Annotated in this window: 28 protein-coding genes; 15 read left to right on the top strand and 13 right to left on the bottom strand. The window is 73.4% G+C overall.

From position 1 onward, the window contains the following. Positions 1-12 precede the first annotated feature (12 nt). The 4 genes from MicB006_RS16365 to MicB006_RS16350 form a co-directional block, all read right to left on the bottom strand. Positions 13-459 carry a hypothetical protein gene (locus tag MicB006_RS16365; RefSeq protein ID WP_116507224.1) on the bottom strand — a complete coding sequence of 149 codons (447 nt, stop codon included), beginning with the start codon at positions 457-459 and terminating at the stop codon, positions 13-15. Further along, a complete protein-coding gene (locus MicB006_RS16360; protein WP_116511474.1) occupies positions 456-1,274 on the bottom strand; it encodes a DUF692 domain-containing protein in 819 nt (272 codons plus the stop codon). The genes MicB006_RS16365 and MicB006_RS16360 overlap by 4 nt, the downstream gene beginning before the upstream one ends. Beyond that, complete coding sequence (locus MicB006_RS16355; RefSeq protein ID WP_116507223.1) at positions 1,271-2,191, bottom strand: TIGR04222 domain-containing membrane protein; 921 nt, start codon at positions 2,189-2,191, stop codon at positions 1,271-1,273. The genes MicB006_RS16360 and MicB006_RS16355 overlap by 4 nt, the downstream gene beginning before the upstream one ends. 103 nt (positions 2,192-2,294) lie before the next feature. Continuing rightward, entirely contained in the window at positions 2,295-2,867 is a 573-nt protein-coding gene (locus tag MicB006_RS16350; protein ID WP_030503274.1) for a TetR/AcrR family transcriptional regulator, read from the bottom strand. 105 nt (positions 2,868-2,972) lie between these two features. On the opposite strand from MicB006_RS16350, the gene MicB006_RS16345 reads away from it, so the two are divergent. The 3 genes from MicB006_RS16345 to MicB006_RS16335 all read left to right on the top strand — a co-directional run bounded on the left by MicB006_RS16345 (position 2,973) and on the right by MicB006_RS16335 (position 5,690). Beyond that, on the top strand, positions 2,973-3,818 hold the full coding sequence (locus MicB006_RS16345; protein WP_116507221.1) for a carbon-nitrogen hydrolase family protein: 846 nt from the start codon (positions 2,973-2,975) through the stop codon (positions 3,816-3,818). 56 nt (positions 3,819-3,874) lie between these two features. Beyond that, on the top strand, positions 3,875-4,519 hold the full coding sequence (locus tag MicB006_RS16340; RefSeq protein ID WP_116507219.1) for an HAD family hydrolase: 645 nt from the start codon (positions 3,875-3,877) through the stop codon (positions 4,517-4,519). Positions 4,520-4,766: 247 nt separating this feature from the next. Beyond that, positions 4,767-5,690: a serine protein kinase RIO gene (locus tag MicB006_RS16335; RefSeq protein WP_116507217.1), complete on the top strand. Its 924-nt coding sequence runs from the start codon at positions 4,767-4,769 to the stop codon at positions 5,688-5,690. Between the two features lie 51 nt (positions 5,691-5,741). On the opposite strand, the gene MicB006_RS16330 is transcribed toward MicB006_RS16335, so the two are convergent. Then, positions 5,742-5,990 (bottom strand): DUF2630 family protein, encoded by a 249-nt coding sequence (locus tag MicB006_RS16330; RefSeq protein WP_030503278.1) that lies wholly within the window; start codon positions 5,988-5,990, stop codon positions 5,742-5,744. A gap of 311 nt (positions 5,991-6,301) precedes the next feature. On the opposite strand from MicB006_RS16330, the gene MicB006_RS16325 reads away from it, so the two are divergent. The 8 genes from MicB006_RS16325 (at position 6,302) to MicB006_RS16290 (ending at position 14,594) form a co-directional block, all read left to right on the top strand. After that, entirely contained in the window at positions 6,302-7,639 is a 1,338-nt protein-coding gene (locus MicB006_RS16325; RefSeq protein WP_192900299.1) for a cytochrome P450, read from the top strand. Continuing rightward, positions 7,636-8,511 (top strand): terpene synthase family protein, encoded by an 876-nt coding sequence (locus MicB006_RS16320; protein ID WP_116507212.1) that lies wholly within the window; start codon positions 7,636-7,638, stop codon positions 8,509-8,511. Before MicB006_RS16325 ends, MicB006_RS16320 begins: the two co-directional genes overlap by 4 nt. Next, on the top strand, positions 8,508-10,034 hold the full coding sequence (locus MicB006_RS16315; RefSeq protein ID WP_225980389.1) for a prenyltransferase/squalene oxidase repeat-containing protein: 1,527 nt from the start codon (positions 8,508-8,510) through the stop codon (positions 10,032-10,034). Before MicB006_RS16320 ends, MicB006_RS16315 begins: the two co-directional genes overlap by 4 nt. Positions 10,035-10,128: 94 nt before the next feature. Beyond that, positions 10,129-12,582, top strand: coding sequence for a nitrate- and nitrite sensing domain-containing protein (locus tag MicB006_RS16310; RefSeq protein ID WP_116507210.1), 2,454 nt, complete (start codon positions 10,129-10,131; stop codon positions 12,580-12,582). A gap of 65 nt (positions 12,583-12,647) precedes the next feature. After that, entirely contained in the window at positions 12,648-13,073 is a 426-nt protein-coding gene (locus MicB006_RS16305; RefSeq protein WP_073831383.1) for a roadblock/LC7 domain-containing protein, read from the top strand. Then, a complete protein-coding gene (locus MicB006_RS16300; RefSeq protein ID WP_073831382.1) occupies positions 13,070-13,459 on the top strand; it encodes a DUF742 domain-containing protein in 390 nt (129 codons plus the stop codon). The genes MicB006_RS16305 and MicB006_RS16300 overlap by 4 nt, the downstream gene beginning before the upstream one ends. Beyond that, positions 13,440-14,048, top strand: a complete 609-nt coding sequence (locus MicB006_RS16295) for an ATP/GTP-binding protein (protein ID WP_073831381.1) — start codon at positions 13,440-13,442, stop codon at positions 14,046-14,048. Before MicB006_RS16300 ends, MicB006_RS16295 begins: the two co-directional genes overlap by 20 nt. A gap of 63 nt (positions 14,049-14,111) precedes the next feature. After that, positions 14,112-14,594, top strand: a complete 483-nt coding sequence (locus tag MicB006_RS16290) for a GNAT family N-acetyltransferase (RefSeq protein ID WP_116507209.1) — start codon at positions 14,112-14,114, stop codon at positions 14,592-14,594. A gap of 9 nt (positions 14,595-14,603) precedes the next feature. Here the strand turns inward: MicB006_RS16290 and MicB006_RS16285 are convergent, their stop codons facing one another. Next, the gene (locus tag MicB006_RS16285; protein ID WP_116507207.1) at positions 14,604-15,452 is read right to left on the bottom strand and encodes a LysR family transcriptional regulator; all 849 of its coding nucleotides are present in this window, start codon (positions 15,450-15,452) and stop codon (positions 14,604-14,606) included. 95 nt (positions 15,453-15,547) lie between these two features. Between MicB006_RS16285 and MicB006_RS16280 the strand changes: the two genes are divergently transcribed. Continuing rightward, positions 15,548-16,279 (top strand): SDR family oxidoreductase, encoded by a 732-nt coding sequence (locus MicB006_RS16280; protein ID WP_116507205.1) that lies wholly within the window; start codon positions 15,548-15,550, stop codon positions 16,277-16,279. A gap of 10 nt (positions 16,280-16,289) precedes the next feature. Here MicB006_RS16280 and MicB006_RS16275 read toward each other — a convergent pair whose 3' ends face one another. Together MicB006_RS16275 and MicB006_RS16270 are read right to left on the bottom strand one after the other, a co-directional pair. Further along, positions 16,290-17,066: a hypothetical protein gene (locus tag MicB006_RS16275; protein ID WP_116507203.1), complete on the bottom strand. Its 777-nt coding sequence runs from the start codon at positions 17,064-17,066 to the stop codon at positions 16,290-16,292. Positions 17,067-17,145: 79 nt separating this feature from the next. Continuing rightward, a complete protein-coding gene (locus MicB006_RS16270) occupies positions 17,146-17,616 on the bottom strand; it encodes a YfbM family protein (RefSeq protein WP_225980388.1) in 471 nt (156 codons plus the stop codon). Between the two features lie 84 nt (positions 17,617-17,700). Here MicB006_RS16270 and MicB006_RS16265 point away from each other — a divergent pair, with 84 nt between their 5' ends. Both MicB006_RS16265 and MicB006_RS16260 read left to right on the top strand, forming a co-directional pair. Beyond that, positions 17,701-18,105, top strand: a complete 405-nt coding sequence (locus MicB006_RS16265; protein WP_116507199.1) for an SRPBCC family protein — start codon at positions 17,701-17,703, stop codon at positions 18,103-18,105. Positions 18,106-18,162: 57 nt separating this feature from the next. Further along, entirely contained in the window at positions 18,163-18,393 is a 231-nt protein-coding gene (locus tag MicB006_RS16260; protein WP_116507197.1) for a hypothetical protein, read from the top strand. A gap of 142 nt (positions 18,394-18,535) precedes the next feature. On the opposite strand, the gene MicB006_RS16255 is transcribed toward MicB006_RS16260, so the two are convergent. The 4 genes from MicB006_RS16255 to MicB006_RS16240 all read right to left on the bottom strand — a co-directional run bounded on the left by MicB006_RS16255 (position 18,536) and on the right by MicB006_RS16240 (position 21,002). Continuing rightward, positions 18,536-18,742 carry a hypothetical protein gene (locus MicB006_RS16255; RefSeq protein ID WP_043329680.1) on the bottom strand — a complete coding sequence of 69 codons (207 nt, stop codon included), beginning with the start codon at positions 18,740-18,742 and terminating at the stop codon, positions 18,536-18,538. A 74-nt stretch (positions 18,743-18,816) separates the two neighbouring features. Continuing rightward, positions 18,817-19,782 carry a serine protease gene (locus MicB006_RS16250; RefSeq protein ID WP_116507196.1) on the bottom strand — a complete coding sequence of 322 codons (966 nt, stop codon included), beginning with the start codon at positions 19,780-19,782 and terminating at the stop codon, positions 18,817-18,819. Between the two features lie 276 nt (positions 19,783-20,058). After that, positions 20,059-20,244: a DUF397 domain-containing protein gene (locus tag MicB006_RS16245; RefSeq protein ID WP_043329686.1), complete on the bottom strand. Its 186-nt coding sequence runs from the start codon at positions 20,242-20,244 to the stop codon at positions 20,059-20,061. Then, positions 20,235-21,002 (bottom strand): DUF5753 domain-containing protein, encoded by a 768-nt coding sequence (locus MicB006_RS16240; protein ID WP_116507194.1) that lies wholly within the window; start codon positions 21,000-21,002, stop codon positions 20,235-20,237. The genes MicB006_RS16245 and MicB006_RS16240 overlap by 10 nt, the downstream gene beginning before the upstream one ends. 88 nt (positions 21,003-21,090) lie before the next feature. Between MicB006_RS16240 and MicB006_RS16235 the strand changes: the two genes are divergently transcribed. After that, positions 21,091-21,405 carry a hypothetical protein gene (locus MicB006_RS16235; protein WP_116507192.1) on the top strand — a complete coding sequence of 105 codons (315 nt, stop codon included), beginning with the start codon at positions 21,091-21,093 and terminating at the stop codon, positions 21,403-21,405. A 65-nt stretch (positions 21,406-21,470) separates the two neighbouring features. Here MicB006_RS16235 and MicB006_RS16230 read toward each other — a convergent pair whose 3' ends face one another. Further along, positions 21,471-24,326: an aconitate hydratase gene (locus MicB006_RS16230; protein ID WP_116507190.1), complete on the bottom strand. Its 2,856-nt coding sequence runs from the start codon at positions 24,324-24,326 to the stop codon at positions 21,471-21,473. Positions 24,327-24,400 lie beyond the last annotated feature (74 nt).

Below are 24,400 nucleotides of genomic sequence, written 5' to 3'. Positions count from 1 at the left end.
GCGGCGCGCGTGTCAGCGCGGGGCGGGCCGCAACAGGCGTACCCGGCCGGCGAACTGGGCCGCGACGGCGCCGCCGGCCCGGGCGACGGCCGGCATCCGGCGGGGCCGGGGCGGGCGGTGACCGTCGTAGTGGCTGGCGGCCTCGCGCGCGGCCAGTTCCTCCGCGCCCAGCGGCGGCAGCGTGCCCTGGTCGCGCAGTGCGCGGGCCAGGTCCCAGCCGTCGCGCAGGGAGCCGTTCGTGGGCCGTCCGTCCGCCCACGCGGTGAACGTCGCAGGCCAGTCCGCGCCGAGGCCGGCGGCGAGCAGCGGCCAGTGCCGCCCCACGTCACCGGAGCGTTTGCGCAGCAGCGCCCGGCGGGCCGCCTCGACCGGCGCGGGGGCGAAGCCGGGCGGCAGCGGTCCACCGGCGACGAGCGCGGCGACCAGCTCGGCCTGCCGGGCCGCCAGGCCGCCGCTCACGTGACCACCGGGTGGCCGGAGGCGACGGCGAGCGCGTCCAGTTCCGCGCGCAGCTCGGCGGCGGGCGGGTAGTGCCCGTCGCGTTCCAGCAGCAACGCGGGCGGCCGGCGTCGCTGACACAACTCGCGGACCAGGCCGAGCACGGCGGCGGGCACCGGATCGGTGTGCGTGTCGTGGTAGAAGCCGCCGTGTTCGGCGCCGCCCGCCACGTGCGCGTAGGCGATGCGCTCCAGCGGCAGCCGGTCCAGCAGCGCCGTCGGGTCGTCGCCCCGGTTGCGGGCGTTGGCGTGCACGTTCGCGACGTCGAGCAGCAGCAGCGCGCCGGTGGCGTCGAGGATCTCGGTGAGGAAATCCGCCTCGTCCAGCTCGTCGTCGGGCCAGTCGAAGAGCGCGGCGATCGGCTCCAGGGCCAGCTGCACCGGCAGCTCCGCCTGCGTCCGCCGCACATTCGCCACCACGGCGGCCACCGCCTCGCGGCTGCGCGGCAGCGGCAGCAGGTGCCCGGCCTCCAGACCACCGGCCCGCACGAACGCGATGTGCTCGCTGACCAGCGGCGCGTCCAGCGCCGCGGCCACCCCGGCAAGGTGCGTCACCCGCGCCGGGTCGACCGGTTCCGCGCCGCCGAGGGACAGCCGCACCCCGTGGGGTACGACGTCGACGCCGCGTGCGCGCAGCTCGGCGAGGCCGTCCGGCAGCGGACCGGCCGGGGTGACCGTCTCCGCGACCACCTCGACGAACCGCAGCCCGGGCAGCCCGGCCACGAAACCGGCGATCTCGGGGCGCCAGCCGATGCCGACGCCGGCCGGACCGGTCATCCGCCGCACCCGCCTCCGCCGCAGCCACCGCCCCCACCGCAGGAGCTGCCGCCCCCGCAGGAGCCGCCGCCGGCGGTTGCTCCGCCGCCGCACGAGGTGCCGGAGCTGGCGCCGCCGGCGTTGCCCATCGCCTGCCGCTGGATCTCGGCCTGCTCGGCGAAGCCCGGGTCCATGGTCCAGAGTGTGGCGGTGCCGAACAGCGCCACGCCCAGCGCCACATCCGTCGCGCCGTACGTGGCGTACGCGGGGGAGGCGGCCGGCCGCAGCCAGGCGTGCCGGCGGCGCATGTCGTCGAGCGCGGCGGTCGCCGCCCGGGTACGCCAGGGCACGCGGTTGAGCAGTATGAACGCGATGCCGAGCGCGACCAGGCTGAGCAGGAGCCAGCCGGTGGGCCGCCCGTTGAGCAGCCCGAAGACGGCGCGGGCGATGCCGATCACCAGCAGGAAGCCGATCAGCAGCGCGCCGCGCCGCAGCGTCCGGCGTCGCTCCTGGTCCAGTGCCAGGCCCCGGCGGACCAGACCGTCGCGCAGCTCGTCGATCGCCCGCCGCACCCAGTCGTCGGCGGCCAGGTCCCGGGTACGCAGGCCGCGGCTCGCCGCGTGGTGGACCGCCTGGTCCAGCGGGGTGGCCCCGGCCGGCAGCGGACCGCCGGTGGTGAGCCGCCGGTCCGGTCGTACGCCGACCGCGCCGGCGTGGCGCAGCGCGCCGAGCGCGGCCCAGACGGCGAGCTGGTCGCCGCCGTTGAGATACGCGACCTGCTGCGGCCCCAGCGCGCCGTGGTCGGTCACCGGCGCGCCGGCCAGCATGCGACGCCGGTACACGATCGCGCCGATCACCAGGACGACGGCGACCAGCAGGTACCAGCGCAGGAAGGTGGGGCCGGGGATGCCCCAGGTGTCGTCCGAGGGGAGGCTCATCGGCTGCTCCTGTCGCGCGGAGGGGTCGCGGCTCATTGTGGAGCAGGCGCGCCAGAGTCGATCTCCTGGAGCGGCGCAGTTACCGGACCGAGACCGGCGCGGCTCAGTGCCGGCGCACTGCCTCCTCGACCAGGTCGAGCACCCGGGCCAGGTCGCCGGCCGGGCGGCCCATCGCCAGGTGCAGCACCAGCCCGTCGTAGGCCAGCTCCAGGAACTGGGCCAGCACGTCGATCGGGACGTCGTCGCGGAGCACGCCGGCCTCGCGCTGACGCACCAGACGTTCCCGGGTCGCCGCGGCGATGGCTTCGGAACGCTCCGCCCAGCGCTTGGCGAAGGCCGGGTCGGTACGCAGCCGGCGCGAGACCTCCAGCTGGCTGCCGAGCCAGCCGGTGGTGTCCGGCGAGACCGCCCGGGCCAGCAGGTCGCGCATGACCTGCACCAGGCCGTTGCGGGCGACCGTCTCCACCATGGCGGCGGCGTCGTCCTCGGCGACGGCCAGGAACAGGGAGTCCTTGTCCCGGAAGTGGTGGAAGATCGCGCCACGGGACAGGCCGGTGGCCTCCTCCAGCCGCCGCACTGTGGCGCCCTCGTAGCCGTGCCGGGCGAAACACGCCCGCGCCGCCGCGAGAATCTCCTGCCGGCGCGCGTCGAGCTGGTCCTGACTTACTCTGGGCACGAACGGATCGTCGCAGGTGGAAGCGGCCGATGCAAACCGTACGTACGGCTTGAGATTCGATTCCGGATGATCATCTGCCCGCCGCCGGGTGGTTAGGATCGGCGCGTGACCGCCCTTCCCGCGCGCCCGCTCGCCGTCGCCGCCGTCCAGGCCCAGCCCGTCCCCGGCGACGTCGCCGGCAACGCCCGCGCCGCCGCCCGCCTCGTCGCCCGGGCCGAGGGCGCCCGGGTCGTGGTGCTGCCCGAGCTGTTCCTGCCGGCGTACCACCCGCCGACGCTGGGCGCCGACCCGGAGGCCACCGACGTGGCCGCCGACGCCGACGGCCGGGTCGCCGACCCCCGGCTGGACCCGCTGCGTACCGCTGCCGCCGACGCGGGCGCCGCCGTGGTGATCGGCGCCGCCGTCCGCCACCCCGACCGGCGGCGCACCATCTCCTCGCTCGTCGTGGACCCGGCCGGCACGGTCACCGCCGCGTACGACAAGCAGCAGCTCTGGGGCGGCGAGCGCGAGCTGTTCGACGCCGGCCGGCGCGGCGCGACGCTGCTCGTCGAGACGTGGCGGCTCGGCCTGGGCGTCTGCTACGACGGCTGCTTCCCGGAGCACGCGCGGGCCGCGGCCGGAGACGGCGCGCACGGGTATCTCTGCCCGAGCGGCTACCTGGCCGGCTCGGCGCACCGCCGCGACCTCTACTACGCCGCCCGGGCGCTGGACAACACGATGTACGTCGTGTTCGCCAACGCGGTCGGCGGCGCGGATCCCTGGCGGTTCAACGGCGGCGCGGCGGTGTACGACCCGGAGGGCCGGCCGCTGGCGCGGGGCGCCGACACCGGCGAGGACGTGCTGGTGGCGACGCTGGACCCGGAGGCGCTGGCGGCCACCCGCGCGGCGCACACCATGCTGCTCGACCGGCCGGTGGACGCCGGGGCCGCCCGCGCCGCGCTCGTCGCCTGACCGCGGCGGCCCCCGGGGCCCTGTCGGTGCTCCGAGCGTTCCCGTAGGGTGCCCAAGTGCCGTTGCTCCTGCTCGATCTGGACAACACCCTGCTGGACCGCGACGGGCCGTTCCGTGTCTGGGGAGAACGCTTCCTGGCGGGCATCGGCGCGCCGCCCGTCGACCTCGACTGGCTGGTGTCCGTGGACGCCGACGGGCTGACCAACCGGTGGGACGTGGCGGACGCGATCCGCGACCGGTACGCGCTGCGCATCCCCTCGATCGACCTGGTCGACGAGTTGCACGACGGCGTGGTGGCGCATATGCGGCTCGATCCGCTGGTGGCCTGCGCGCTGCGGATCGCCGCCGACGCCGGCTGGATGCCGGTGGTGGTCACCAACGGCGCGACCCGTCAACAGGATGCCAAGATCCGCAAGACCGGCCTGGACCGCTACGTCGCCGACTGGGTGATCTCGGAGGAGGCCGGCGTCAGCAAGCCGAACCCGAGGATCTTCGCGCTCGCCGCCCAGCGGGCCCGGATGCCGTTGCGCGGCGCGTGGGTGGTCGGCGACAGCCCGGAGGCGGACATCGGCGGCGCGACAGCAGTGGGCCTGCCCAGCGTCTGGCTGCATCGGGGACGCCGCTGGTCGGACCCCCGGTTCGCGCCGACCCGGATCGAGGACGGGTTGATCGCGGCCGTCGCGGCCGTGCTGGCCGGCTGACCCGGCGGCCGGTCGACGGGCCGCCCGGCGGCACGGAGGGCGGATCGACGGGCCGCACGGCGGCCGGACGGGCAGGCCGCACACCGGCGGAAAATCCGTTGACCCGCACCGGGCCGCGGACGAGCATGGTGCCGCGCGAGTGCGCAGCCGGGTGATGCCCGGTCGAGGAGAGGAGGTCGGTCATGGCCGTCTTCGCAGGGTCGTTCCACCTGCCTCCACCAGCCTCGATCGAAGGACAGATCCACCCGTGCGCGATAACGACTTCCCGGCGCCGCAGCGCCGTGGCCGCGGCAAGAGCCGCTTCGACGACGAATCCGACTTCCTGAAGCGGGGGCGGCCCACGCCGACCCTCACCGACCCGGACGCCGAGCCCGACGCGGAGGACAGCTGGTCCTCCTGGGACCAGGCTGTCCACGGCCCGGAGCCCTACCCGGACTGGCTGGTCACCGAACTGGCCGCCCGGGACACCGAGCTCGGGGTGCTCAAGACCGGCAAGGAGGCGGACGTCCACCTGGTCCGCCGCGCCGTGCCGGACACCGACCGCTCCTGCCTGCTGGCGGTCAAGCGGTACCGCGACGCCCAGCACCGGCTCTTCCACCGCGACGCCGGTTACCTGGAGGGCCGCCGGGTGCGCCGGTCGCGGGAGATGCGGGCGATGACCGGCCGTACCGCGTTCGGCCGGCAGATGATCGCCGGGCAGTGGGCGGCGGCCGAGTTCGCCGCGCTGTCCCAGCTCTGGGAGATCGGCGCCGCCTCCGGGCGGATCGCCGTGCCCTATCCGGTGCAGCTGCTCGGCACCGAGCTGATGCTGGAGTTCGTCGGCGACGCCGCGGCGGGGGAGGCCGCGCCGCGGCTGGCGCAGGTCCGCCCCGACGCCGCCGAGCTGCGCGATCTGTGGGATCAGCTGGTCGAGGCGCTGACCGTGCTGGCCCGGGCCGGGTACGCCCACGGCGACCTGTCCCCGTACAACCTGCTGGTGCACGCGGGCCGGCTGGTGCTGATCGACCTGCCGCAGGTGGTGGACGTGGTGGCCAACCCGCAGGGCGGCGAGTTCCTGGCCCGGGACGTGCGGGTGGTGGCCGCCTGGTTCGCGGCCCGCGGGATGCCCGCCACCGTCACCGACCCGGAGGCGCTCACCGAGGCGCTGCTGCGGGAGGCGGGGATCCGCTGACGGGTGGGTGTCCCGGGCGGCCGAGCCGCCCGGGACACCCACCCGTGCGGGTCATTGCAGGTAGCGCTCGACCTCCGGCACCGGGCGTTCGCCCTGGGCGTCCGGGTCGCCGTGCGCCTGGCGCGCGGCACGGCGACGGCGCAGCAGGTCCCAGCACTGGTCCAGGGACTCCTCCAGGGCCCGCAGCCGCTCCCGGGCCTCGTCGTCGGTGCCGGACTCGTGCTGCTGCGCGTCGGCCCGCAGCCGGTGCTCCTCGTCGACGAGTTCCGAGATCCGGCTCAGGATGGTCTTGTCGTCCATGCCCGAAGCTTGGCACAGCGGACGGGTCCGCGCCCGCGTTCTGCCGGCGTCCGCGTTAGGTGAGCGTCGCTCGCGCTCCGCAACCACCACTGTGTACGGGAGTGACGCACATCCCACCGGCTCCATTCTCGACAAAGAGATTGTTGTTACGTGAAATATCCTCCGACCTGCCTTTTGATCTGCGGCTCAGGATGGCATGCTCGCGGGCAACATTACGGCTCGATACGGAGTCGCGACCCTGAGTCAACCGAGGGAGCGTTCAGGTGCCCGAACCGACGGACACACCGGGGCCCACCGGCCGACCCCGAACCGTGCCGCTGCGGAAGATCCTGCCGGCGGCGCTCCGCGATCCCGCCCGGGCCCTCATCGACATCGGTAACCGTACCGACGGCGAGCTGGTCCGGCTCAACCTCGGTTCGTTCCGGCCGTACCTGGTCACCCACCCCAGGCACGTGCAGCACGTGCTGCGCGACCGGGCGGACAACTACGAACGGGCCGGTGACGGGCTGTTCTGGCGCCCGGTGAAGCGACTGTTCGGCGAGGGCATCCTCGGCGAGGGGCAGATCTGGTCGGCCAGCCGCCGCATGCTCCAGCCGATGTTCACCGCCAAGCGGGTGGAGGCGCTCGTCGACGGCATGGCCGACGCGATCCGCGACGCGGTCGACGAGCTGGACGAGCCGGCCCGCGCCGGGCGCCCGGTCGACATCGGCGTGGAGCAGGCGCGCATCGTCAGCCGGGCGATCATGAAGGTGCTCTTCGCCGACCGGATCTCGGTGCCGGACGCGATGCGCGTGATCGAGGCGCAGGACCGGATCGCCACCGCCGTCATCCCGCGCATCATCGTGCCGTTCGCGCCGCTGTCCCTGCCGATGCCGGGGGACCGGACGTTCGCCCGCGCCGTACGCGTCGTGGACGACGTGCTGGTGCCGATCGTCCGCGAGACCCGCGAGTCCGCCGACCAGGGTGACGACGTCATCTCGACGCTCTGGCAGGCCCGCACCGACGACGGGCGGCAGCTCGACGAGCGGCAGGTCCGCAACGACACAGTGGCGATGTTCGCCGCCACCACCGAGACCACCATCAACGTCCTGACCTGGGCCTGGCCGCACCTGGACCAGCACCCCGAGGTGGCCGAGCGGCTCTACGCCGAGATCGACGAGGTGGTCGGCGACGAGCCGGTACGCCGCGAGCACCTGAGCCGGCTCACGTACACCCGGATGGTGCTGGACGAGCTGCTGCGGCTCTACCCGATCGGATGGATCATCCCGCGCCGCGCGGTCGCCGAGGACGTCATCGACGGCGTGCCGATCGAGCCCGGCGCCACGATGGCGGTCAGCCCGCTGATCACCCAGCGGATGCGGCAGTTCTGGGACCGCCCGGACGAGTTCGACCCCGAACGGTTCCGGCCCGAGCGGGTCCGGGCCCGCCACCGGTACGCCCACTTCCCGTTCGGCGGCGGGCCGCACCAGTGCCTCGGCATGTACCTGTTCTACCTGGAGGCGCAGCTCATCCTGGCCACCATGCTCAGCCGTTACCGGTTCCGGCTGCACCGCCCCGGCGTACCCGGGTTGCGGCTGGCCGCGGCGCTGCGGCCGCGCGAGCGGGTGGAGCTGACGCTCGTCGCGGCCGGGCGGGCGGAGCGGGCATGACCGGCGGGCCGACACCGGATCCGCTGGCCGCCGCGGCGGAGCAGGGCCGGGTCTGCGCGCTCGCCGCACAGGGCCAGCGCGGCCTGCGCAAGGCCGCCGCCGCGCACCCCGAGCTGTTCCCCGCGGACCCGTTCGACGCGACGCTGTTCAGCAGCATCGCGCAGGCGATGGCGTTCAGCGCCCCCTGGCACAGCGCCGCCGAGCTGGCCGTGACCAACCGCGCGGTGCTCTGGGGCTTCGCCGTGGACTGGCTGGTCGACCACCAGGCGACCAGCCGGGCGGCTGTCGACCGGGTCACCCGTACCTGTCTGGACGTGCTCGACGGCGCCGGCGCCGACGACCCGCTGGGCCGGTTCCTGGCCGAGTTGCGCGACGACGTGGCGGCCGCGCCCGGCTACCCGGCGCTGCGCGGCCACTGGCGTGCCGCGATGGAGCGCACGCTCGACGCGATGGCCCGCGAGTGGGACTGGCGGCGCACCGGCCGTCCCACGCTCGCCGACTACCTCGCGAACGCCGACAACCTCGCCGCGACGGTGGTGAACGTGGCGCACTGGATCCACACCGGATCGGTGTCCACCGCCGAGGCGATGGATCGGGTCGTTCCGGTAAGCGACGAGGTGCAGCGGGCCCTGCGCCTGGTGAACGACCTCGGCACCCACCGCCGGGACGCCGAGTCCGGCGACCTCAACGCGCTGCTGCTGGTGGACGACCCGGCGGAGGTCGAGCGGCGGTTCGCCGAGCAGGTCGACCACTGCCGCGTCCTGCTGGCGAAGCTGGCCGGGGAGGCGCCCCGGGAAGCCGACTTCCTGTCCCGGCAGCTCGGCTTCACCACCGGCTTCTACCGGAGCACCGACTTCTGGGGCGTGCGGTGACGCTCACCGCCGGCCCGGCCACCCGGCCCGCGCCCGCGCGTGACCTGGTCGCCGCGCTCACCGGTGAGCCGTCCGGGCAGACGTCGCCGTCGATCTACGAGAGCGCCCGGCTGGTCGCGCTCGCGCCCTGGCTGGACGGCCACGACCGGCGCCTGGCCTGGCTGCTGGGCCGGCAGCGGCCGGACGGCGGCTGGGGCGGCGCCGGTGGCTACGCGCTGGTGCCGACGCTGAGCGCGGTCGAGGCGCTGCTGACAGTGCTGCGCCGCGACGGCCCCGCCGCCGCGCCGGCCGCCGCGGCGCACCGGGGCCTGGCGTTCCTGGCCGGCGCGCTGCGCGGCGGCGCCCCGCCCGACCTCCCGGCCACCGACCTGATCGTGCCGGCGCTGCTCACCGCCGTGGACCGGCACCTCGCCGGACCGGCCGGGCCGCCACCCGGGCTGGCCGAGTGGGCCGGCCGGCCCCGCCTGCCGCTGCCGGCCGGTCTCGACCCGGACCGGCTGACCCGGGTACGCGGGCTGCTGGCCGCCGGGCGGGCTGTGCCGGAGAAGCTGGCGCACGCGCTGGAGGTCGCCGGTGAGCTCGCGTACCGGGCGTCCGGAGTGCGTCCCGCGGCCAGCGGCGCGGTGGGCGCCTCCCCGGCCGCCACGGCCGCCTGGCTGGGCCGGCCGGAGCCCGGAGCGGCGCTGGACTACCTGCGCGCGGTGGCCCGGCCCGGCCCGGTGCCCTGCGCCAGCCCGATCACCGTCTTCGAGCGCGCCTGGGTGCTCGGCATCCTGGTCCGGGCCGGTGTGCCGGTCGGCGCGCCCGAGCCGGTGCTCACCGAGCTGCGCGCCGCCGTCGGCCCGTCCGGCGCGGCCACCGCGCCCGGCCTGCCCGCCGACGCGGACACCACGGCGGTCGCGCTCTACGCGCTGGCCCGGCTGGGCCGCGCGCCGGGCGTCGGGCCGCTGGCCGGGTTCGACACCGGGCGGCACTTCTGCACCTGGCCGGGGGAGGACGGCGCGTCGCTGACCACCAACGCGCACGTGCTCGACGCGCTCGGCGAGCAGCCGAGCGGACCCGGAGTCACCGGCGCGCGCCGCAGGGTCACCGCGTGGCTGCTCGAACGGCAGGAGCCGGACGGGCGGTGGGAGGACCGCTGGCACGCCTCGGCCTACTACGCCACCTACGCGGTGCTGCTGGCGCTGGCCGACCACGCGCCCGACGGCACGGCGCGTGCCGCCGTCGAGCGGGGCGTCGCCTGGCTGCTGGACACGCAGCGCCCGGACGGCTCCTGGGGACGATGGCACGGCACCGCCGAGGAGACCGCGTACGGGGTGCTCGCCCTGGCCGGCGCGGGCCGTTCCGGGGACGCGCGGATCGCCGCGGCGCTCGCCCGCGGCCGACGTCGACTGTCCGAGCTGGACGGATGCGACGACGAACCGGCACTATGGCACGACAAGGATCTCTACCGCCCGACGCAGATCGTGCGCGCGGCGGTGCTGGCGGCCTCCGGTCGCGCCGTCGAGGCCGGACCACCATGATCAGGATCGCTTGAATGGAGTTCACGACGGCTGCTAGCGTGCGCCGGAGTCGATCGGATTTCGGACCGACCGTAGACCGGGCCAGGACGGTGTGATGGGTTCCCGCAGTACGAATCTCCGTACGAAGATCATCGCGCTGCTGGCGTCGCTGATCGCGCTGTGGGCGTTCGCCGCGTGGGTGACCGTGCGGGACGGGTTCAACCTGCTCGGCGTGCAGGCGCTCAACGCGCGCGTCTTCGAGCCGAGCGACCCGCTGCTGCAGGAACTGCAGGCCGAGCGGCGGCTGTCGCTGCGCTACCTGGGCGAGTCCGACCCGGGCCGGCTGCGGGAGCTGGACGCCCAGCGCGCGCGTACCGACGAGACCGCCACCGCGCTGTGGCGCTCGGTGCAGGACTGGCGCACCGAGGTCCCGGCCAGCGAGGAGCTGATGCAGCGGCTCGGTGAGCTGAAGACCGAGCTGGACCAGATCGGCCAGGTACGCGCCGACGTGAGCCGCAAGACCATCGACCGGACCGCCACGCTCACCGCGTACGACGAGGCGGTCGACGCGATCTTCGCCGTCTTCGACGCGCTCGGTGGTCTCGACGACGACGAGATCGCCAAGGACACCGCCGCGCTCATCGACCTCAACCGGTCCCGGGAACTGCTGTCCCAACAGGACGCGCTGATCACCGGCGCGATCGCGGCCAACCGGATCACCGTGGCCGAGCAGACCGCGTTCGCCCGCCTGGTCGGCGCGCAGTGGTTCCTCGCCGACCGCACCGCCCGCGACCTCGCCCCGACCGACCGCGCACGCTTCGACCGGATGGTCGAGGGCGACGCGTTCCAGCAGCTGCGGACACTGCAGGACCGGGTCCTCGCGGCCAAGGGCGCCGACGTGCGCCCGCCGGTGACCGCCGCGGCGTGGCAGGCCGCCGCCGAGCAGGCGATGGCCGACCTGCGCGGGGTGATCCTGGCCGGCGGTGAGGACATCGTGGCCCGCGCCATGCCGGTCGCTATCGGCGTCATCGTGCGGCTGGTGCTCGCCGCCGGTCTCGGCCTGCTCGCTGTCATCGCCTCCGTGGTCGTCTCGATCACCACGGCGCGGGCGCTGGTGCGGCAGCTCGAACGGCTGCGGGAGGCGGCCTTCAACCTGGCGCACGAGCGGCTGCCGAGCGTGGTGGAGCGGCTGGGCCGCGGCGAGGAGGTGGACGTCGCCCGCGAGGCGCCACCGTTGCAGTTCGGCGACGACGAGATCGGCCAGGTGGGCAAGGCGTTCAACGTCGTGCAGGAGACCGCCGTACGCACCGCCGTCGAGCAGGCCGAGCTGCGCCGCAGCGTACGCGACGTCTTCCTCAGCCTGGCCCGGCGCACCCAGGCGCTCGTGCACCGGCAACTCACGCTGCTGGACGCGATGGAACGCCGGGAACACGACGCCGAGGAGCTGGAGGACCTGTTCCGGGTCGACCACCTGGCCACCCGGATGCGGCGCAACGCCGAGAACCTGATCGTGCTCTCCGGCTCGACGCCCGGCCGGGCCTGGCGGCGCAACGTGCCGATGGTCGACGTGGTCCGCGGCGCGGTCGCCGAGGTCGAGGACTACACCCGGGTGACAGTGCGTCCGCTCGGCGAGGTGTCGCTGACCGGCCGCGCCGTCGGCGACGTCATCCACCTGCTGGCCGAGCTGATCGAGAACGGGCTCTCCTTCTCCCCGCCGCAGACCACCGTGGAGGTCCGCGGCCAGCTCGTCGCGAACGGCTTCGCCATCGAGATCGAGGACCGGGGCCTCGGCATGAGCCACGACGAGATGGCCGCCGCCAACGCGCGCATCGTCGACCGGTCCGAGCTGAACCTGGCCGACGCCGCCCGGCTCGGTCTGTTCGTGGTCAGCCGGCTCACCGAGCGGCACGGCGTCAAGGTGCAGCTCAAGGAATCCGCGTACGGCGGGACCACAGCCGTGGTGCTGATCCCGCGCGAACTGATCACCACCGCCGACGGCGCCGGTGGTTTCGACGGCCCTCCCGCCGCTGAGCCGGCCGTGCCCGCCATCCAGAGCACACCGGCCGACGCCGGCGCCGAACCGGCCACCGCGTCCGGCGCCGACGGTGGCGCCGAACAGGACGACCCGGCCGAGCCGGCCCCGCCCGTGCCGGAGCCGGCGACGCAGGCGCCCCGGCTGACCCCGTCCGGGCTGCCCGCCCGTACCCGCAAGCGGCAGCCGGCGGTGGCGGGCCCGACCACGGAGCTGGCGGTGGTGGAACGCCGCCCGGCCGCCGCGCCGGCTCCCTCTGCGGCGGCTGAGCCGGAGTCGTCGCCGGTGACCGACGCCGGGCTGCCGGTCCGGGTACGCCAGGCCAGCCTCGCGCCGGAACTGCGACACGACCAGACCGAGGCGGACGACGACGCCGCCGACGACGACGACACGGCGCGTGCACCGGAGCAGGTGCGCCGGATGATGAGCTCCTACCAGAGCGGCACCCGACGCGGCCGTACCGATGCCGCGCGCCTGCTCGGCGGGGCGCAGGGGGCCGGCGGTGCGCCGGCCGACGCGGACGAGCAGGTCACCTGACCGGAACGTCGACGCGACGCAAACCGGAAGAGAACGGCACACAGCCGGGAAGAAGAGGACGACGAGTGGCGCAGAAGACGGCTTCGAGCGCGGATCTGACGTGGCTGCTGGATGACCTGGTCGGCCGGGTCAAGCAGGCGGAGCACGCCGTGGCGCTCTCCACCGACGGACTGCTGATGGCCTCGTCCCGCGGATTGAGCCGGGACGACGGCGAGCACCTGGCCGCCATGGCGGCGGGCATCCAGAGCCTGGCCCGTGGCGCGGGCAAGCGATTCGGCGGCGGGCACGTGCAGCAGACCATCATCGAGATGCAGTCCTCCTTCCTGTTCGTCACAGCGGCCGGGCGCAACGCCTGCCTGGCGGTGCTGGCCTCGGAGGACGCGGACGTCGGCCTGATCGCTTACGAGATGGCCATGCTCGTCACCCGGGTCGGCCGGTTCGTCGCGTCACCGACCCGGGAACAGCCCCTCGGCGAGAACGCGGCACTATGACCGGCCGGGGGGACTCCGCGGAGCAGGAGTGGGTCGACGACCACGCCGGCCCGGTGGTGCGCCCGTACGCGGTGACCGGCGGCCGGGCCCGCCCGGTGACCGGCACGTTCGACCTGATCTCGCTGGTCACCGCGACCCGCGCGGATGTCGGATCGGATTCCGGGCTGGGCCCGGAGCATGTGGCGATAGTCGGCCTCTGCCAGCGGATTCTCTCCGTGGCCGAGATCGCCGCTCATCTCGACCTGCCGGTGGGCACGGTCCGGGTCCTCCTCGGAGACCTGGCCGCCCGCAGCCTGGTGCAGGTACGCGAGCCGCGCGCGACCGCCGCCGGCCTTCCCGACGAGCACGTTTTCGAGGCGGTAATCAATGGACTACGGGCGCTCTGAGCGGCCGGCGGGCGCCGCGCCGCTGCCTACCGCGATCAAGATCCTGATCGCGGGCGGGTTCGGCGTCGGCAAGACCACCATGGTGGGCGCGGTCAGCGAGACCAAACCGCTGCGCACCGAGGAGGTGCTGACCGAGACCGGGATCGGCATCGACGACCTGTCCGGCGTGGAGGAGAAGTCGACCACCACTGTGGCGATGGACTTCGGCCGGATCACCATCAGCGACGACCTGGTGCTCTACCTGTTCGGCACGCCCGGGCAGGACCGGTTCTGGTTCGTCTGGGACGAGCTGGCGCTCGGCGCGCTCGGGGCGGTGGTGCTCGCCGACACACGCCGGCTGGCGGACTGCTTCCCGTCGATCGACTACTTCGAGGGGCGCGGCACGCCGTTCGTGGTGGCGGTGAACTGCTTCGAGGGCGCCAAGAAGTTCCGGCTCGACGAGGTGCAGGCCGCGCTCGACCTGGACCCGGGCGTACCGGTGGTGCTGTGTGACGCGCGCAAGCGTGAGTCGGCCAAGGAGGTGCTGATCACGCTGCTGGAGCACGCCATGAAGCTGCGCGAGGCTCGCCGTCGCGCCGCCACCGACTGAGCGCCTCGCCGCCACGGATTGCCGGGGCAGCCCGGGCGGGCGAATCGTGAGAGCCTGAGCCGCATGACCGAGCTGAGCGTCCGGGCGATGACCCCGGAGGAGTTCGACAGCTGGCAGGACGAGTTGACCGCGGAATACGCGCGGGAGCACGTCACCGCCGGCAACTGGACTCCGGAGGAGGCGCCCGACCGCGCGCGGGAGGCGAACGCCGTGCTGCTGCCGCAGGGCATGGCCACGCCCGGCATGCTGTTCCTGCTCGGCGTGCTGGCCGACGGCTCGCCGGTCGGGCGCCTGTGGATCAGCCTCACCCATCCGCGCGGCCTCGCCGGCTGCGCCTACCTCTACGACATCGAGGTGGCGGCCGGGCACCGGGGCCGAGGGCTCGGGCGGGCGCTGCTCACGGCCGGGGAGCGGGCGGCCCGAGAGCACGGGGCCCAGGCGCTGGAGCTGAACGTCTTCGGCGCCAACGAGACGGCGCGCAAGCTGTACGAGACGTCGGGATACCGGGTGGTCACCCAGCAGATGCGCAAGGAGCTGCCCGCCTAGCAGCCGCCGTCAGAGGCGGGTGGCGGTCCGGATCAGGCCGGCCAGCGCCCGGGACCGGCTGTGCGGCGGCCACGCGATGACTGTGGTCACCGCGGGCGCGTCCGGCACCGGCACCGCGGCCAGGTCGGCGAGCAACAGTGACCGGGCCGACTCCGGCAGCACCACCACGGTCCGGCCGAGCGCGATGAGCTGGAACAACTGGGCGTGGTCCCGGACCTCGGGGCCCGGCCCGTCCGGATACGACCCGTCGGCTCGGGGCCAGCGCGGCATCGGCAGGTCCGGCAGCGCCTCCACCTCGGCCATCAGCAGGTGCGGCCGCCGGGCCAGCGGATGCCCGGCCGGCAGGATCGCCACCTGCGGTTCGGTGATCAGCTCCTCGGTGTCCAGCCCGGTGGTCGAGTCGAACGGCAGGTGCAGCAGCGCCACGTCGGCGCGCCCGTCGCGCAGCAGCCGTTCCTGTTCGCCGATGCCGCACAGCAGGACCTCGACGGGGACCGCGTCCGGCTCGGCGGCGTACGCGTCGAGCAGTTTCGGCAGCAGCTCGCTCGACGCCCCCGCCTTGGTCGCCAGCACCAGCCCGGGACCACCGGTAGCGGCCTGCCCGGCGCGGCGGGTGCGGCGGTCGGCGGCGTCCACGGCGTCGAGGGCGGCCCGGCCCTCCCGCAGCAGCACCGACCCGGCCGCGGTGAGCGCGACGCTGCGGTTGTCCCGCTCCAGCAGGGTCACGCCGAGGCGGCGTTCGAGCTGCTGGATCGCCCGCGACAGCGGCGGCTGGGCGATGCCGAGGCGGCGCGCGGCCCGGCCGAAGTGCAGCTCCTCGGCCACCGCCACGAAGTAGCGAAGCTCCCGCGTCTCCATCCCGCCACCGTACCCCCGGATCGATACCCGCCAGGTATCGCACGCCACCGAAGCGGTGTTGGAGGCCCGTGCGGCCCGCGGCCAGGATCGAGGGCATGAGCGAACGGACTGTCGCGCTGGTGACCGGCGCGAACAAGGGAATCGGGTACGAGATCGCGGCCGGCCTGGGCGCGCTCGGCTGGCGGGTGGGCGTCGGCGCCCGGGACGAGCGGCGGCTCGCCGAGGCGGTCGCGAAGCTGCGCGCGGGCGGCGTGGACGCGTTCGGCGTACCGCTGGACGTCACCGACGACGCGAGCGTGACCGCCGCCGCCCGGCTGCTGGAGACGGAGGCCGGCGGTCTGGACGTGCTCGTCAACAACGCGGGCGTGACCGGCGGCGTGCCGCAGCACCCGGGTGACGTCGACCTCGCGACCATCCGGACCGCCGTCGAGGTCAACGTGATCGGGGTGGTCCGGGTGACCGAGGCGATGCTGCCGCTGCTGCGCCGCTCGGCGTCGCCCCGGATCGTCAACATGTCCAGCGGCGTCGGCTCACTGGCCCGGCAGAGCGACTCGGAGGGCGAGCATCAGACCGGGCCGTTGTCGGTGGCGTACTCGCCGTCGAAGAGCATGCTCAACGCGGTGACCATCCAGTACGCGCGGGCGCTGGCCGGCACGGGCCTCCTGATCAACGCCGGCTGTCCGGGTTTCACCGCGACCGACCTGAACAGCTTCCGCGGGGTGCGGACCCCGCAACAGGGAGCGGCGATCGCGATCCGGCTGGCGACGCTGCCCGACGACGGTCCGACCGGCGGCTACTTCGAGGACGCGGGCGTCATCCCGTGGTGAGTGCGGCGCGTCAGCACCACATCACCGGGTTGCCGGTCGCCACGGACGCCGCACACAGCCGGCGCAGCGGCTCCACGATGTAGGCGAAGTCGTCGCCCGACCGGCTCCGGGACCGCACCGCGAGCCGCTCGGGCGGCGGCTCGCCGTGCGTGCCCACCGGCCGCATCGCCAGCACCGTCCGCGTCCCGCCGGCGGTGAGCTCCACCCGGTCGCCGGCCAGCGGCCGCTGGCCGAACCGGACGGCCCGGAACAGCGTGGTGGGCGGATCGGCGCGGTCGAGGACGAAGAAGCCGTCCGGGTCGACCCCGGCCTGGAAGTCCGGGCCGAACATGAACACCCCGTGGTAGCTCTCGACGTACTGCATCAGCACCCGGCCGGTCGCCTCGTCGATCAGTTCGACCTCGTCGGTGATCCGGTCGGTACGCGCGAACGCGTCCAGCTCGGCGAGCGCCACCGCCGCCCGGTCGGCCTCCAGCGAGCCGCCGTTGAGGTTCGGGAGCGCGGTGGCGAGCGTCGGGAAGCGCACCGGGCCGGCGGCGCGTAGCGCCTGCTGGAACAGCCGCACACCGGCCCAGTTGGACACGTGCTCGCTCGCCTGCTCCATGGCCTTGTGCGGGCACGCCTCCGCCTGCCAGGCGTCGAACGCGCGGTGCGCGGCCTCGTTGCCCTCCCACTGCAGCAACAGCGCGAGACAGCCCTCCTCGTCGATGCCGACCGGTTCGACCGGGCAGGGCGTGGTGAGGCCGTCCTGCCAGCACCGGCAGTACACGAACGCGTCGAGTCCCACGCCGGCACGCTACCGGCGCCCGGCCGTCCTCGCGCACCCGTTTCCGGCGGCTCGTTTCCGGCGGCTCGTTGCCGGCGGGTCAGGTGATGGCGAGCAGCACGCCGTCCCCGTGCTCGGCCGCGGCGCGGTAGAAGTCGCGCAGCGCGGTGAAGTTCGGCAGCAGGTAGCCGTCGAACTCGTCGTCGCCGTCCTCCCAGATGTGGGGGTAGATCTCGGCCTCCGACATGGCCGCCGGGTCGAAGCGGGCCCGCAGCGTCGCCTCGTCCACCGTGTCGAGCCCGGCGGCCACGGCGCGTACGGCGTCGGGCATGAGCAGCCGGGCCGGGCCCATCCCGAGATCCGGGCCGATCGGGTCGCCCCCGATGATCGCCGGGCCGGCGTCGCCCCGGACCTCGTACGTGGTGCCGTTCAGCAGGTAGTGCAGCCCGTGCCACGCCTTGTCGAGGTCGAGCTCGTCCGGGCCACCCTGGAACAGGGTGCCGACCTTCTCCGGGTCGGCAAGCACCGCCGCCAGCTCCTCGGCGGACAGCCGGCGTGCGTTGAAGATCATGCCCATGGGGTTGCCTCTCGGGGTGCCTGGCGGAATCGGCGGCAGCGTAGCGTGCGCGTGCGACAGACATGGCACCATCGGCCCATGGCCACTGACACGCGGCACCTCGCCGTCCACATCGACCGGCCGCTCGCGCAGGTGTACGCCTTCGCCGCCGACCCGGCGAACCTGTCCCGCTGGGCGCCGGGCCTCGGCGGCTCGGTGGCCCGGGTCGACGGCCAGTGGTTCGTGGACACACCCGAGGGGCGGGCGCGACTGACGTTCGCGCCGGCGAACGAGTACGGCGTGCTCGACCACGAGGTGCTGACGCCAGCCGGCGAAACGGTGTACGTGCCGTTGCGCGCCATCGCCGACGGCGACGCCACCGAGGTGGTGTTCAGCCTGCGGCGGATGCCCGGCATGAGCGACACGGAGTTCGACCGGGACACCGCGCTCGTAGAGGCCGACCTGGCCCGGCTCAAGGCCGTGCTGGAGAGCGCCGCCGGCTGAGAGGCGCGCGTGGTCAGTCGGCGGTCCGGCCTCTACAGTGAGCAAGGAGGGCGCACGATGCCACTGCTGCGGATTCACCTCGACAGCGACCCCACCACCGCCCGCCGCGTCCTGCAGACGCATCGCGATGGCGGCGTGCATCACGAGTCGCGGGAAGCGGCCCGGGAGCAGGTGTGGCGCCAAGGCCGCACCCCGGCCGGTGACCCGGTCTTCGTCGGCATCACCAACGGCCGCCGCAACGTGCAACTGCTCTACGACGTCGAGGTCTACTCCGACACCGTCCCGTGAGCGTTCGCCGCCACTCACCCCCGTTGAAATGGGAATTGCGCCCCGGGCCCGGCCGGTGATCGTGAGCGGGACGGAATTCGGTGTACCTGCGCGCCGACCTTCGAATTCGGCCCGACGCAATCCGGCGAGCGCAATTCGCGATTCAGTCGCCGATCGCGTCCCGCATTCGTTCCCTCGTCCAGTATTCGGACGGGTCGGTGGCGCCCGGGCTCGGATTGTGCGTCGCGACCACCGGGCCGGGCGGTGCCGGTCGCGCCGCGCCGCCGTCGCGCGCCGCGACGACCACGACGGCCACGGCCACGGCGAGCGCCGCGACGGCGGCCGCGCCGAGCAGTACACGATGTGACATGTCGCCTCCTCCGGGCCGGTCGGCCGGTGCCGGTCCGCCTGGTGCGCCGGGCGGCACACCAGGCGGACCGCCGGTCACCAGGTGTCGTTCGCGTACGTGTTGTAGAGCGTCCCCACCACCGCGGCGGAGAAGTACGGCGAGCCGTTCGTGTTCGAGCCGCTCGAGTAGCTCATCACCCCGTGCACGTCACCGCGCCTGGTGGTGTTGTCGTAGCTGTAGTACCACGGGCCGCCGCTCGAACCGCCCCCGAAGCCGCAGTTCATCTCGATCCGGTTGCTGCCCGCATCCCTCGACGTGCCCGAGCAGACCCACTGGATCTCGCCGCTGTCCTTGTTGCTCGGGTAGCCGAAGACGTCGTAGTGGTACGCCCGGCCACCGCCGGTGAGCAGCCCGTTCGCGCCGACCGCGTCCACGACCGACCGGCTGCCGTAGACGAGCGCCACCGCCACGTCGTACTGCCGCTCACGGGTGCTGATCCAGCCGCTGGGTACCGCGAGCGTGGACCAGTCCCAGGTGCCGTACGGCTGCGCGCCGTTGCGGTAGGACGGCACGAACATCCAGTTCGCGGTGTGCCAGTCCCGGCCCGGCCCGTCGTGCACGCAGTGCGCGGCCGTGAAGACCATGTTGCGCGCCGGGCTGTTCACCACGCTCGCCGAGCAGTAGTGACCCAGGCCGTCGGTCGAGCTGGTGTAGAAGATCTTCCCCACCGTGATCGACTCGTTGAGCTGGGCGCCGAAGCCGCTGCCGTCCTTCGGCGCCACCGACTCCGCGAAGCGCCGCACCCGCTCCGGTGTGGGGCTCTGGGTGACCGGGCCGGCGGACTTCTCCACCTCGTCCGCCGGGGTGGCGGCTGCCATCCGCTCGGCCGTCCAGTAGGCCCTGGCCTGCGAGGACGACCCCGCCTTGCGCTCGATCGACGTGACAGCGGCCGGAGCGGCAGTGCCCGTTGTGGTGCCGGTGGTGGCCAGCGCCGGAGTGCCGGCGAGGATGGCCGGCAGGATCAGGGCCGGCAGGGCCAGGAGTCTGATCGTCGTTTTCATGAAATCCTTCCCAGTGTTCGATTCTTGGATCGAAACTGGAGCGCCCCGTTGTTCATCGCGATGTCGGCAACGTATCGACGGGATTCTGAGCGTGTCAACGAATCATGGGCGTCGATTGTTTGCAGTGTCGGATGTGCGATCGGAGGGCGATGGAATTCATCGAATAGCAATTTCCCAATGAGTGGGAGGGGAAAGGGCTACCCTTTCAGCCCGGCGACACGCCTTCGCGGCAGGTGGCGGAGCGGATCGGGTCGAGCTTCGAGCGCGCGACCGGGCTCAGCGGCGGGTCGACGTCAGGAACCGGGTCCACGCGGCCGGGGTGAAGGTGAGCACCGGCCCGGCCGGGTCCTTCGAGTCGCGGACGCCGACCACACCGGGCAGGTTGCCGGCGACCTCGACGCAGTTGCCGCCGTTGCCGCCGCTGCGGGTGCTCTTGCGCCACCGGGCACCGCTCAGGTCCATGCCGTCGCCACTTCCCTCAGCAGTTCCAGGGTCCGCGCGCGGGGCAGCGCCTCGCCCCGGATGCGTTCCCACCGACGCTCCAGGGTAGCAATCTCCGAGGGCTGCTCGATGATCTGCGCGCGGGCCTGACTGTCCACGTGCGCCACCCGGTTGCCGTCGCGCAGCTCCGCGATGACGAACGGCCCGTCCAGCCCGGGATAGGTCGGCGTGTCCGCCGGCACCACGTGGAGCTGCACGTTCGGCAGCTCGGCGCAGGCGAGCAGGTGAGTCACCTGCGCGGCCATCAGCGCCCGGTCGCCGGCGGCGGCGCGGCGCAGCACCTGCTCGTCGAGCACCACGACGTACAGCGGCCCGCGCGGCCTGCTCAGGATGCCCTGCCGGTCCAGCCGGGCGGTGACCAGGTCGGTGACCTCGTCGCAGGTCAGCGGCTGGCCGATGAACGTGGCCCGGGCGTACGCCTCGGTCTGCAACAGGCCCGGCACCCACGCCAGCTCGAAGGTGCGTAGCGCGACCGCCTCGCGTTCGATGTCCACCCACGGGCGGAACCAGACCGGCACGCGGCGGCGGACCGCGTCCGGCCAGAGCGCCTCGATCGGCTGGCCCAGCAGGTTCGCCACAGTCGCGCGGTGCCGGCTCTGCGGGATGTGCCCGGGGTTCGCCCACCGGGCCACCGTCTTCGGATGCAGGCCGAGCCGTTCCGCCAGACTCTCGGCGGTGTGGCCGGCACCGGCCAGCGCGGTGACGAAGGCATGGTTCATGCCCATTCCTCCCCGGAGCAAAAAGACCGTCCGAAGGAGATTACACAACGCTGTGTGATTGTTCGGGCACCCTCGGCACGGTGGAGGCATGACCGAACCGACACCCACAACGGCGTACCCCCGGGTGGTGCTGCCGCTGACCGGCCACCGCGCGTGCGGTCCGGCCTGGCGCTGCGACCGCTGCGGCGAGCCCTGGCCGTGCCCGACCCTGCGGGCCGCGCCCACCGACGCGGCCCGCCGCGCCACGATGATCCCCGAGTTCTCCCGGCTCACCCGGCAGGCAATCCGCGACCTGCGCGGGCGACCCGACGGCCCGGACCCGATCGCGATCGTGCGGCGCTTCCTGTGGTTCCTGCCGCTCACCGACGCCGAGGCACGCGCCGTCGCGCTCCGCCTGCGCTGAGATGTAAGGAAGGGCCCCTTCTTAACAGACGTCTGTTAAGAAGGGGCCCTTCCTTACATGCGAACTCAGCTGGCGATCATCCGTCGCAGCACGTACTGCAGGATGCCGCCGTGCCGGTAGTAGTCCGCCTCACCCGGGGTGTCGATACGGACCACGGCGTCGAACTCCACGCCGGTGTCGGTGGTGACCTTCACCGTGCGCGGGGTCTCGCCGTCGTTCAGCGCGGTGACGCCACTGATCGAGAACGTCTCCGTGCCGGTCAGGCCCAGCGACTCGGCGGTCTCGCCGCCCGGGAACTGCAGCGGCAGCACGCCCATGCCGATCAGGTTCGAGCGGTGGATCCGCTCGTACGACTCGGCGATGACCGCCTTCACGCCCAGCAGCATGGTGCCCTTGGCGGCCCAGTCACGCGACGACCCGGAGCCGTACTCCTTGCCGGCCAGGATGACCAGCGGGACGCCCGCCTCCTGGTACGCCATCGAGGCGTCGTAGATCGAGGACTGCTCACCGGTCAGGTGGTTGACGGTGAAGCCGCCCTCGACACCCGGGACGAGCTGGTTGCGCAGCCGGATGTTGGCGAACGTGCCCCGGATCATCACCTCGTGGTTGCCCCGGCGGGAGCCGTACGAGTTGAACTCGTGCCGGGCCACGCCGTGCTCGGCCAGGTACTTGCCGGCGGGGGAGTCCGCCTTGATCGAGCCGGCCGGGGAGATGTGGTCGGTGGTCACCGAGTCGCCCAGCTTCGCCAGCACCCGCGCGTCGGCGATGTCCTGCACCGGGGTCGGCTCCTGCTGCATGCCCTCGAAGTACGGGGGCTTGCGCACGTACGTCGACTCGCCGTCCCAGGAGAACGTGTCACCGGTCGGGGTGGGCAGCGACTGCCAGCGCTCGTCACCGGCGAACACGTCGGCGTACGCGGCGCTGAAGCCGGTCGCGCCGATCGCCGAGGCGATGACGTCCTGGATCTCGGCGCTGTTCGGCCAGATCTCCCGCAGGTACACCGGGTTGCCCTGGGCGTCCTCGCCGATCGGCTCGTTGGCCAGGTCGATGTCCATGGTGCCGGCGAGCGCGTACGCGACCACCAGCGGCGGGGACGCCAGGTAGTTCATCTTGACGTCCGGGTTGATCCGGCCCTCGAAGTTCCGGTTGCCGGACAGCACCGACACGACGGCCAGGTCACCGTCGTTGACGGCGGCGGAGACCTCCTCCGGCAGCGGGCCGGAGTTGCCGATGCAGGTGGTGCAGCCGTAGCCGACCAGGTTGAAGCCGAGCTTGTCCAGGTACGGGGTGAGGCCGGCGCGCTCGTAGTAGTCCATGACGACCTTCGAGCCCGGCGCCAGGGTGGTCTTCACCCACGGCTTGCGGGCCAGGCCCTTCTCCACCGCGTTGCGGGCCAGCAGCGCGGCGCCGATCATCACCTGCGGGTTCGAGGTGTTGGTGCAGGAGGTGATCGCGGCGATCACCACGGCGCCGTGGTCCAGCTCGTACTCGACGCCGTCGGCGCCGGTCACGCGTACCGGATTGCTGGCCCGTCCGCCCGCGCCCACCGCGGCGGTCTCCAGGTCGCGCGGCGCGTCCGCCGGGTCGTTCACGCCGTTGGCGGGGGAGTCGCTGGCCGGGAAGGACTCGGCGGACGCCTCGTCGGCCGGGCCATCGGTGCCGAACGGCTTCTCCTGCTGCGGCACGCCCGGCTTGCGGCCCGGGTCGCCGCCGGTCTCGTCGGCGGCCACGTAGTCGCTGAGCGCGGCGCGGAACAGCGTCTTGGCGCTGCCCAGCGGCACCCGGTCCTGCGGGCGCTTCGGGCCGGCCAGCGACGGCTCGATGGTGCCGAGGTCCAGCTCCAGGCGCTCGGAGTACTCCGGCTCGCGCTCCGGGTCGTGCCAGAGGCCCTGCTCCTTGGCGTACGCCTCGACCAGCGCCACCTGAGACGCGTCGCGGCCGGTCAGCTCCAGGTACCGGACGGTCTCGGCGTCGATCGGGAAGATCGCCACGGTCGAGCCGTACTCCGGCGACATGTTGCCGATGGTGGCGCGGTTGGCCAGCGGCACGGCGCTCACGCCCGGGCCGTAGAACTCGACGAACTTGCCGACCACGCCGTGCTTGCGCAGCATCTCGGTGATGGTCAGCACCAGGTCGGTGGCGGTGGTGCCGGCCGGCATCTCGCCGGAGAGCTTGAAGCCGACGACGCGGGGGATCAGCATGCTGACCGGCTGGCCGAGCATCGCGGCCTCGGCCTCGATGCCGCCGACGCCCCAGCCCAGCACGCCCAGGCCGTTGACCATGGTGGTGTGCGAGTCGGTGCCGACGACCGTGTCCGGGTACGCCTGGCCGTTGCGCTCCATGATCGTACGGGCCAGGTACTCGATGTTGACCTGGTGCACGATGCCGGTGCCCGGCGGGACGACCTTGAACTCGTTGAACGCGGTCTGGCCCCAGCGCAGGAACTGGTAGCGCTCCTTGTTGCGCTCGTACTCCAGCTCGACGTTGCGCTCGAAGGCGTCCTCGCGGCCGAACAGGTCGGCGATGACCGAGTGGTCGATGACCAGCTCGGCCGGGGCGAGCGGGTTGACCTTGGTGGCGTCGCCGCCGAGGTCACGTACCGCCTCGCGCATGGTGGCCAGGTCGACCACGCAGGGCACGCCGGTGAAGTCCTGCATCAGCACCCGGGCCGGGGTGAACTGGATCTCCACGCTCGGGTCGGCGGTGGCGTCCCACGCGCCGAGCTGCTGGATGTGGTCGGCGGTGATGTTCGCGCCGTCCTCGGTCCGCAGCAGGTTCTCCAGCAGGATCTTCAAGCTGTAGGGCAGTCGCTCGTGGCCCTCCACCTTGTCGATCCTGAAAATCTCGTAGCTCGCGTCTCCGACGCGTAGCTGGGTCTTCGCACCGAAGGTGTCGAGGCTCGCCACGTCGTACTCCTTCACACCAGCGACCGTGAGTAGTCCTGAGCAGTTTGTCGCACCGACCGGGGCGCCGCCGTGCTTAGGCAACACTTACC

The sequence above is a fragment of the Micromonospora sp. B006 genome (assembly GCF_003408515.1).
GTDB classification, from domain to species: Bacteria; Actinomycetota; Actinomycetes; order Mycobacteriales; family Micromonosporaceae; genus Micromonospora; species Micromonospora echinospora_A.
Note: the sequence above shows the minus strand (reverse complement) of the source record. Positions and strands in the feature narration are given on the sequence as shown.

Bases quoted from the DNA above. Each gene is read 5' to 3' on its own strand.
- MicB006_RS16360 (WP_116511474.1), bottom strand. From the start codon at position 1,274: ATGACCGGTCCGGCCGGCGTCGGCATCGGCTGGCGCCCCGAGATCGCC.
- MicB006_RS16355 (WP_116507223.1), bottom strand. From the start codon at position 2,191: ATGAGCCTCCCCTCGGACGACACCTGGGGCATCCCCGGCCCCACCTTC.
- MicB006_RS16330 (WP_030503278.1), bottom strand. From the start codon at position 5,990: ATGGACGACAAGACCATCCTGAGCCGGATCTCGGAACTCGTCGACGAG.
- MicB006_RS16320 (WP_116507212.1), top strand. From the start codon at position 7,636: ATGACCGGCGGGCCGACACCGGATCCGCTGGCCGCCGCGGCGGAGCAG.
- MicB006_RS16310 (WP_116507210.1), top strand. From the start codon at position 10,129: ATGGGTTCCCGCAGTACGAATCTCCGTACGAAGATCATCGCGCTGCTG.
- MicB006_RS16300 (WP_073831382.1), top strand. From the start codon at position 13,070: ATGACCGGCCGGGGGGACTCCGCGGAGCAGGAGTGGGTCGACGACCAC.
- MicB006_RS16295 (WP_073831381.1), top strand. From the start codon at position 13,440: ATGGACTACGGGCGCTCTGAGCGGCCGGCGGGCGCCGCGCCGCTGCCT.
- MicB006_RS16290 (WP_116507209.1), top strand. From the start codon at position 14,112: ATGACCGAGCTGAGCGTCCGGGCGATGACCCCGGAGGAGTTCGACAGC.
- MicB006_RS16285 (WP_116507207.1), bottom strand. From the start codon at position 15,452: ATGGAGACGCGGGAGCTTCGCTACTTCGTGGCGGTGGCCGAGGAGCTG.
- MicB006_RS16280 (WP_116507205.1), top strand. From the start codon at position 15,548: ATGAGCGAACGGACTGTCGCGCTGGTGACCGGCGCGAACAAGGGAATC.
- MicB006_RS16270 (WP_225980388.1), bottom strand. From the start codon at position 17,616: ATGATCTTCAACGCACGCCGGCTGTCCGCCGAGGAGCTGGCGGCGGTG.
- MicB006_RS16265 (WP_116507199.1), top strand. From the start codon at position 17,701: ATGGCCACTGACACGCGGCACCTCGCCGTCCACATCGACCGGCCGCTC.
- MicB006_RS16260 (WP_116507197.1), top strand. From the start codon at position 18,163: ATGCCACTGCTGCGGATTCACCTCGACAGCGACCCCACCACCGCCCGC.
- MicB006_RS16255 (WP_043329680.1), bottom strand. From the start codon at position 18,742: ATGTCACATCGTGTACTGCTCGGCGCGGCCGCCGTCGCGGCGCTCGCC.
- MicB006_RS16250 (WP_116507196.1), bottom strand. From the start codon at position 19,782: ATGAAAACGACGATCAGACTCCTGGCCCTGCCGGCCCTGATCCTGCCG.
- MicB006_RS16245 (WP_043329686.1), bottom strand. From the start codon at position 20,244: ATGGACCTGAGCGGTGCCCGGTGGCGCAAGAGCACCCGCAGCGGCGGC.
- MicB006_RS16240 (WP_116507194.1), bottom strand. From the start codon at position 21,002: ATGAACCATGCCTTCGTCACCGCGCTGGCCGGTGCCGGCCACACCGCC.
- MicB006_RS16235 (WP_116507192.1), top strand. From the start codon at position 21,091: ATGACCGAACCGACACCCACAACGGCGTACCCCCGGGTGGTGCTGCCG.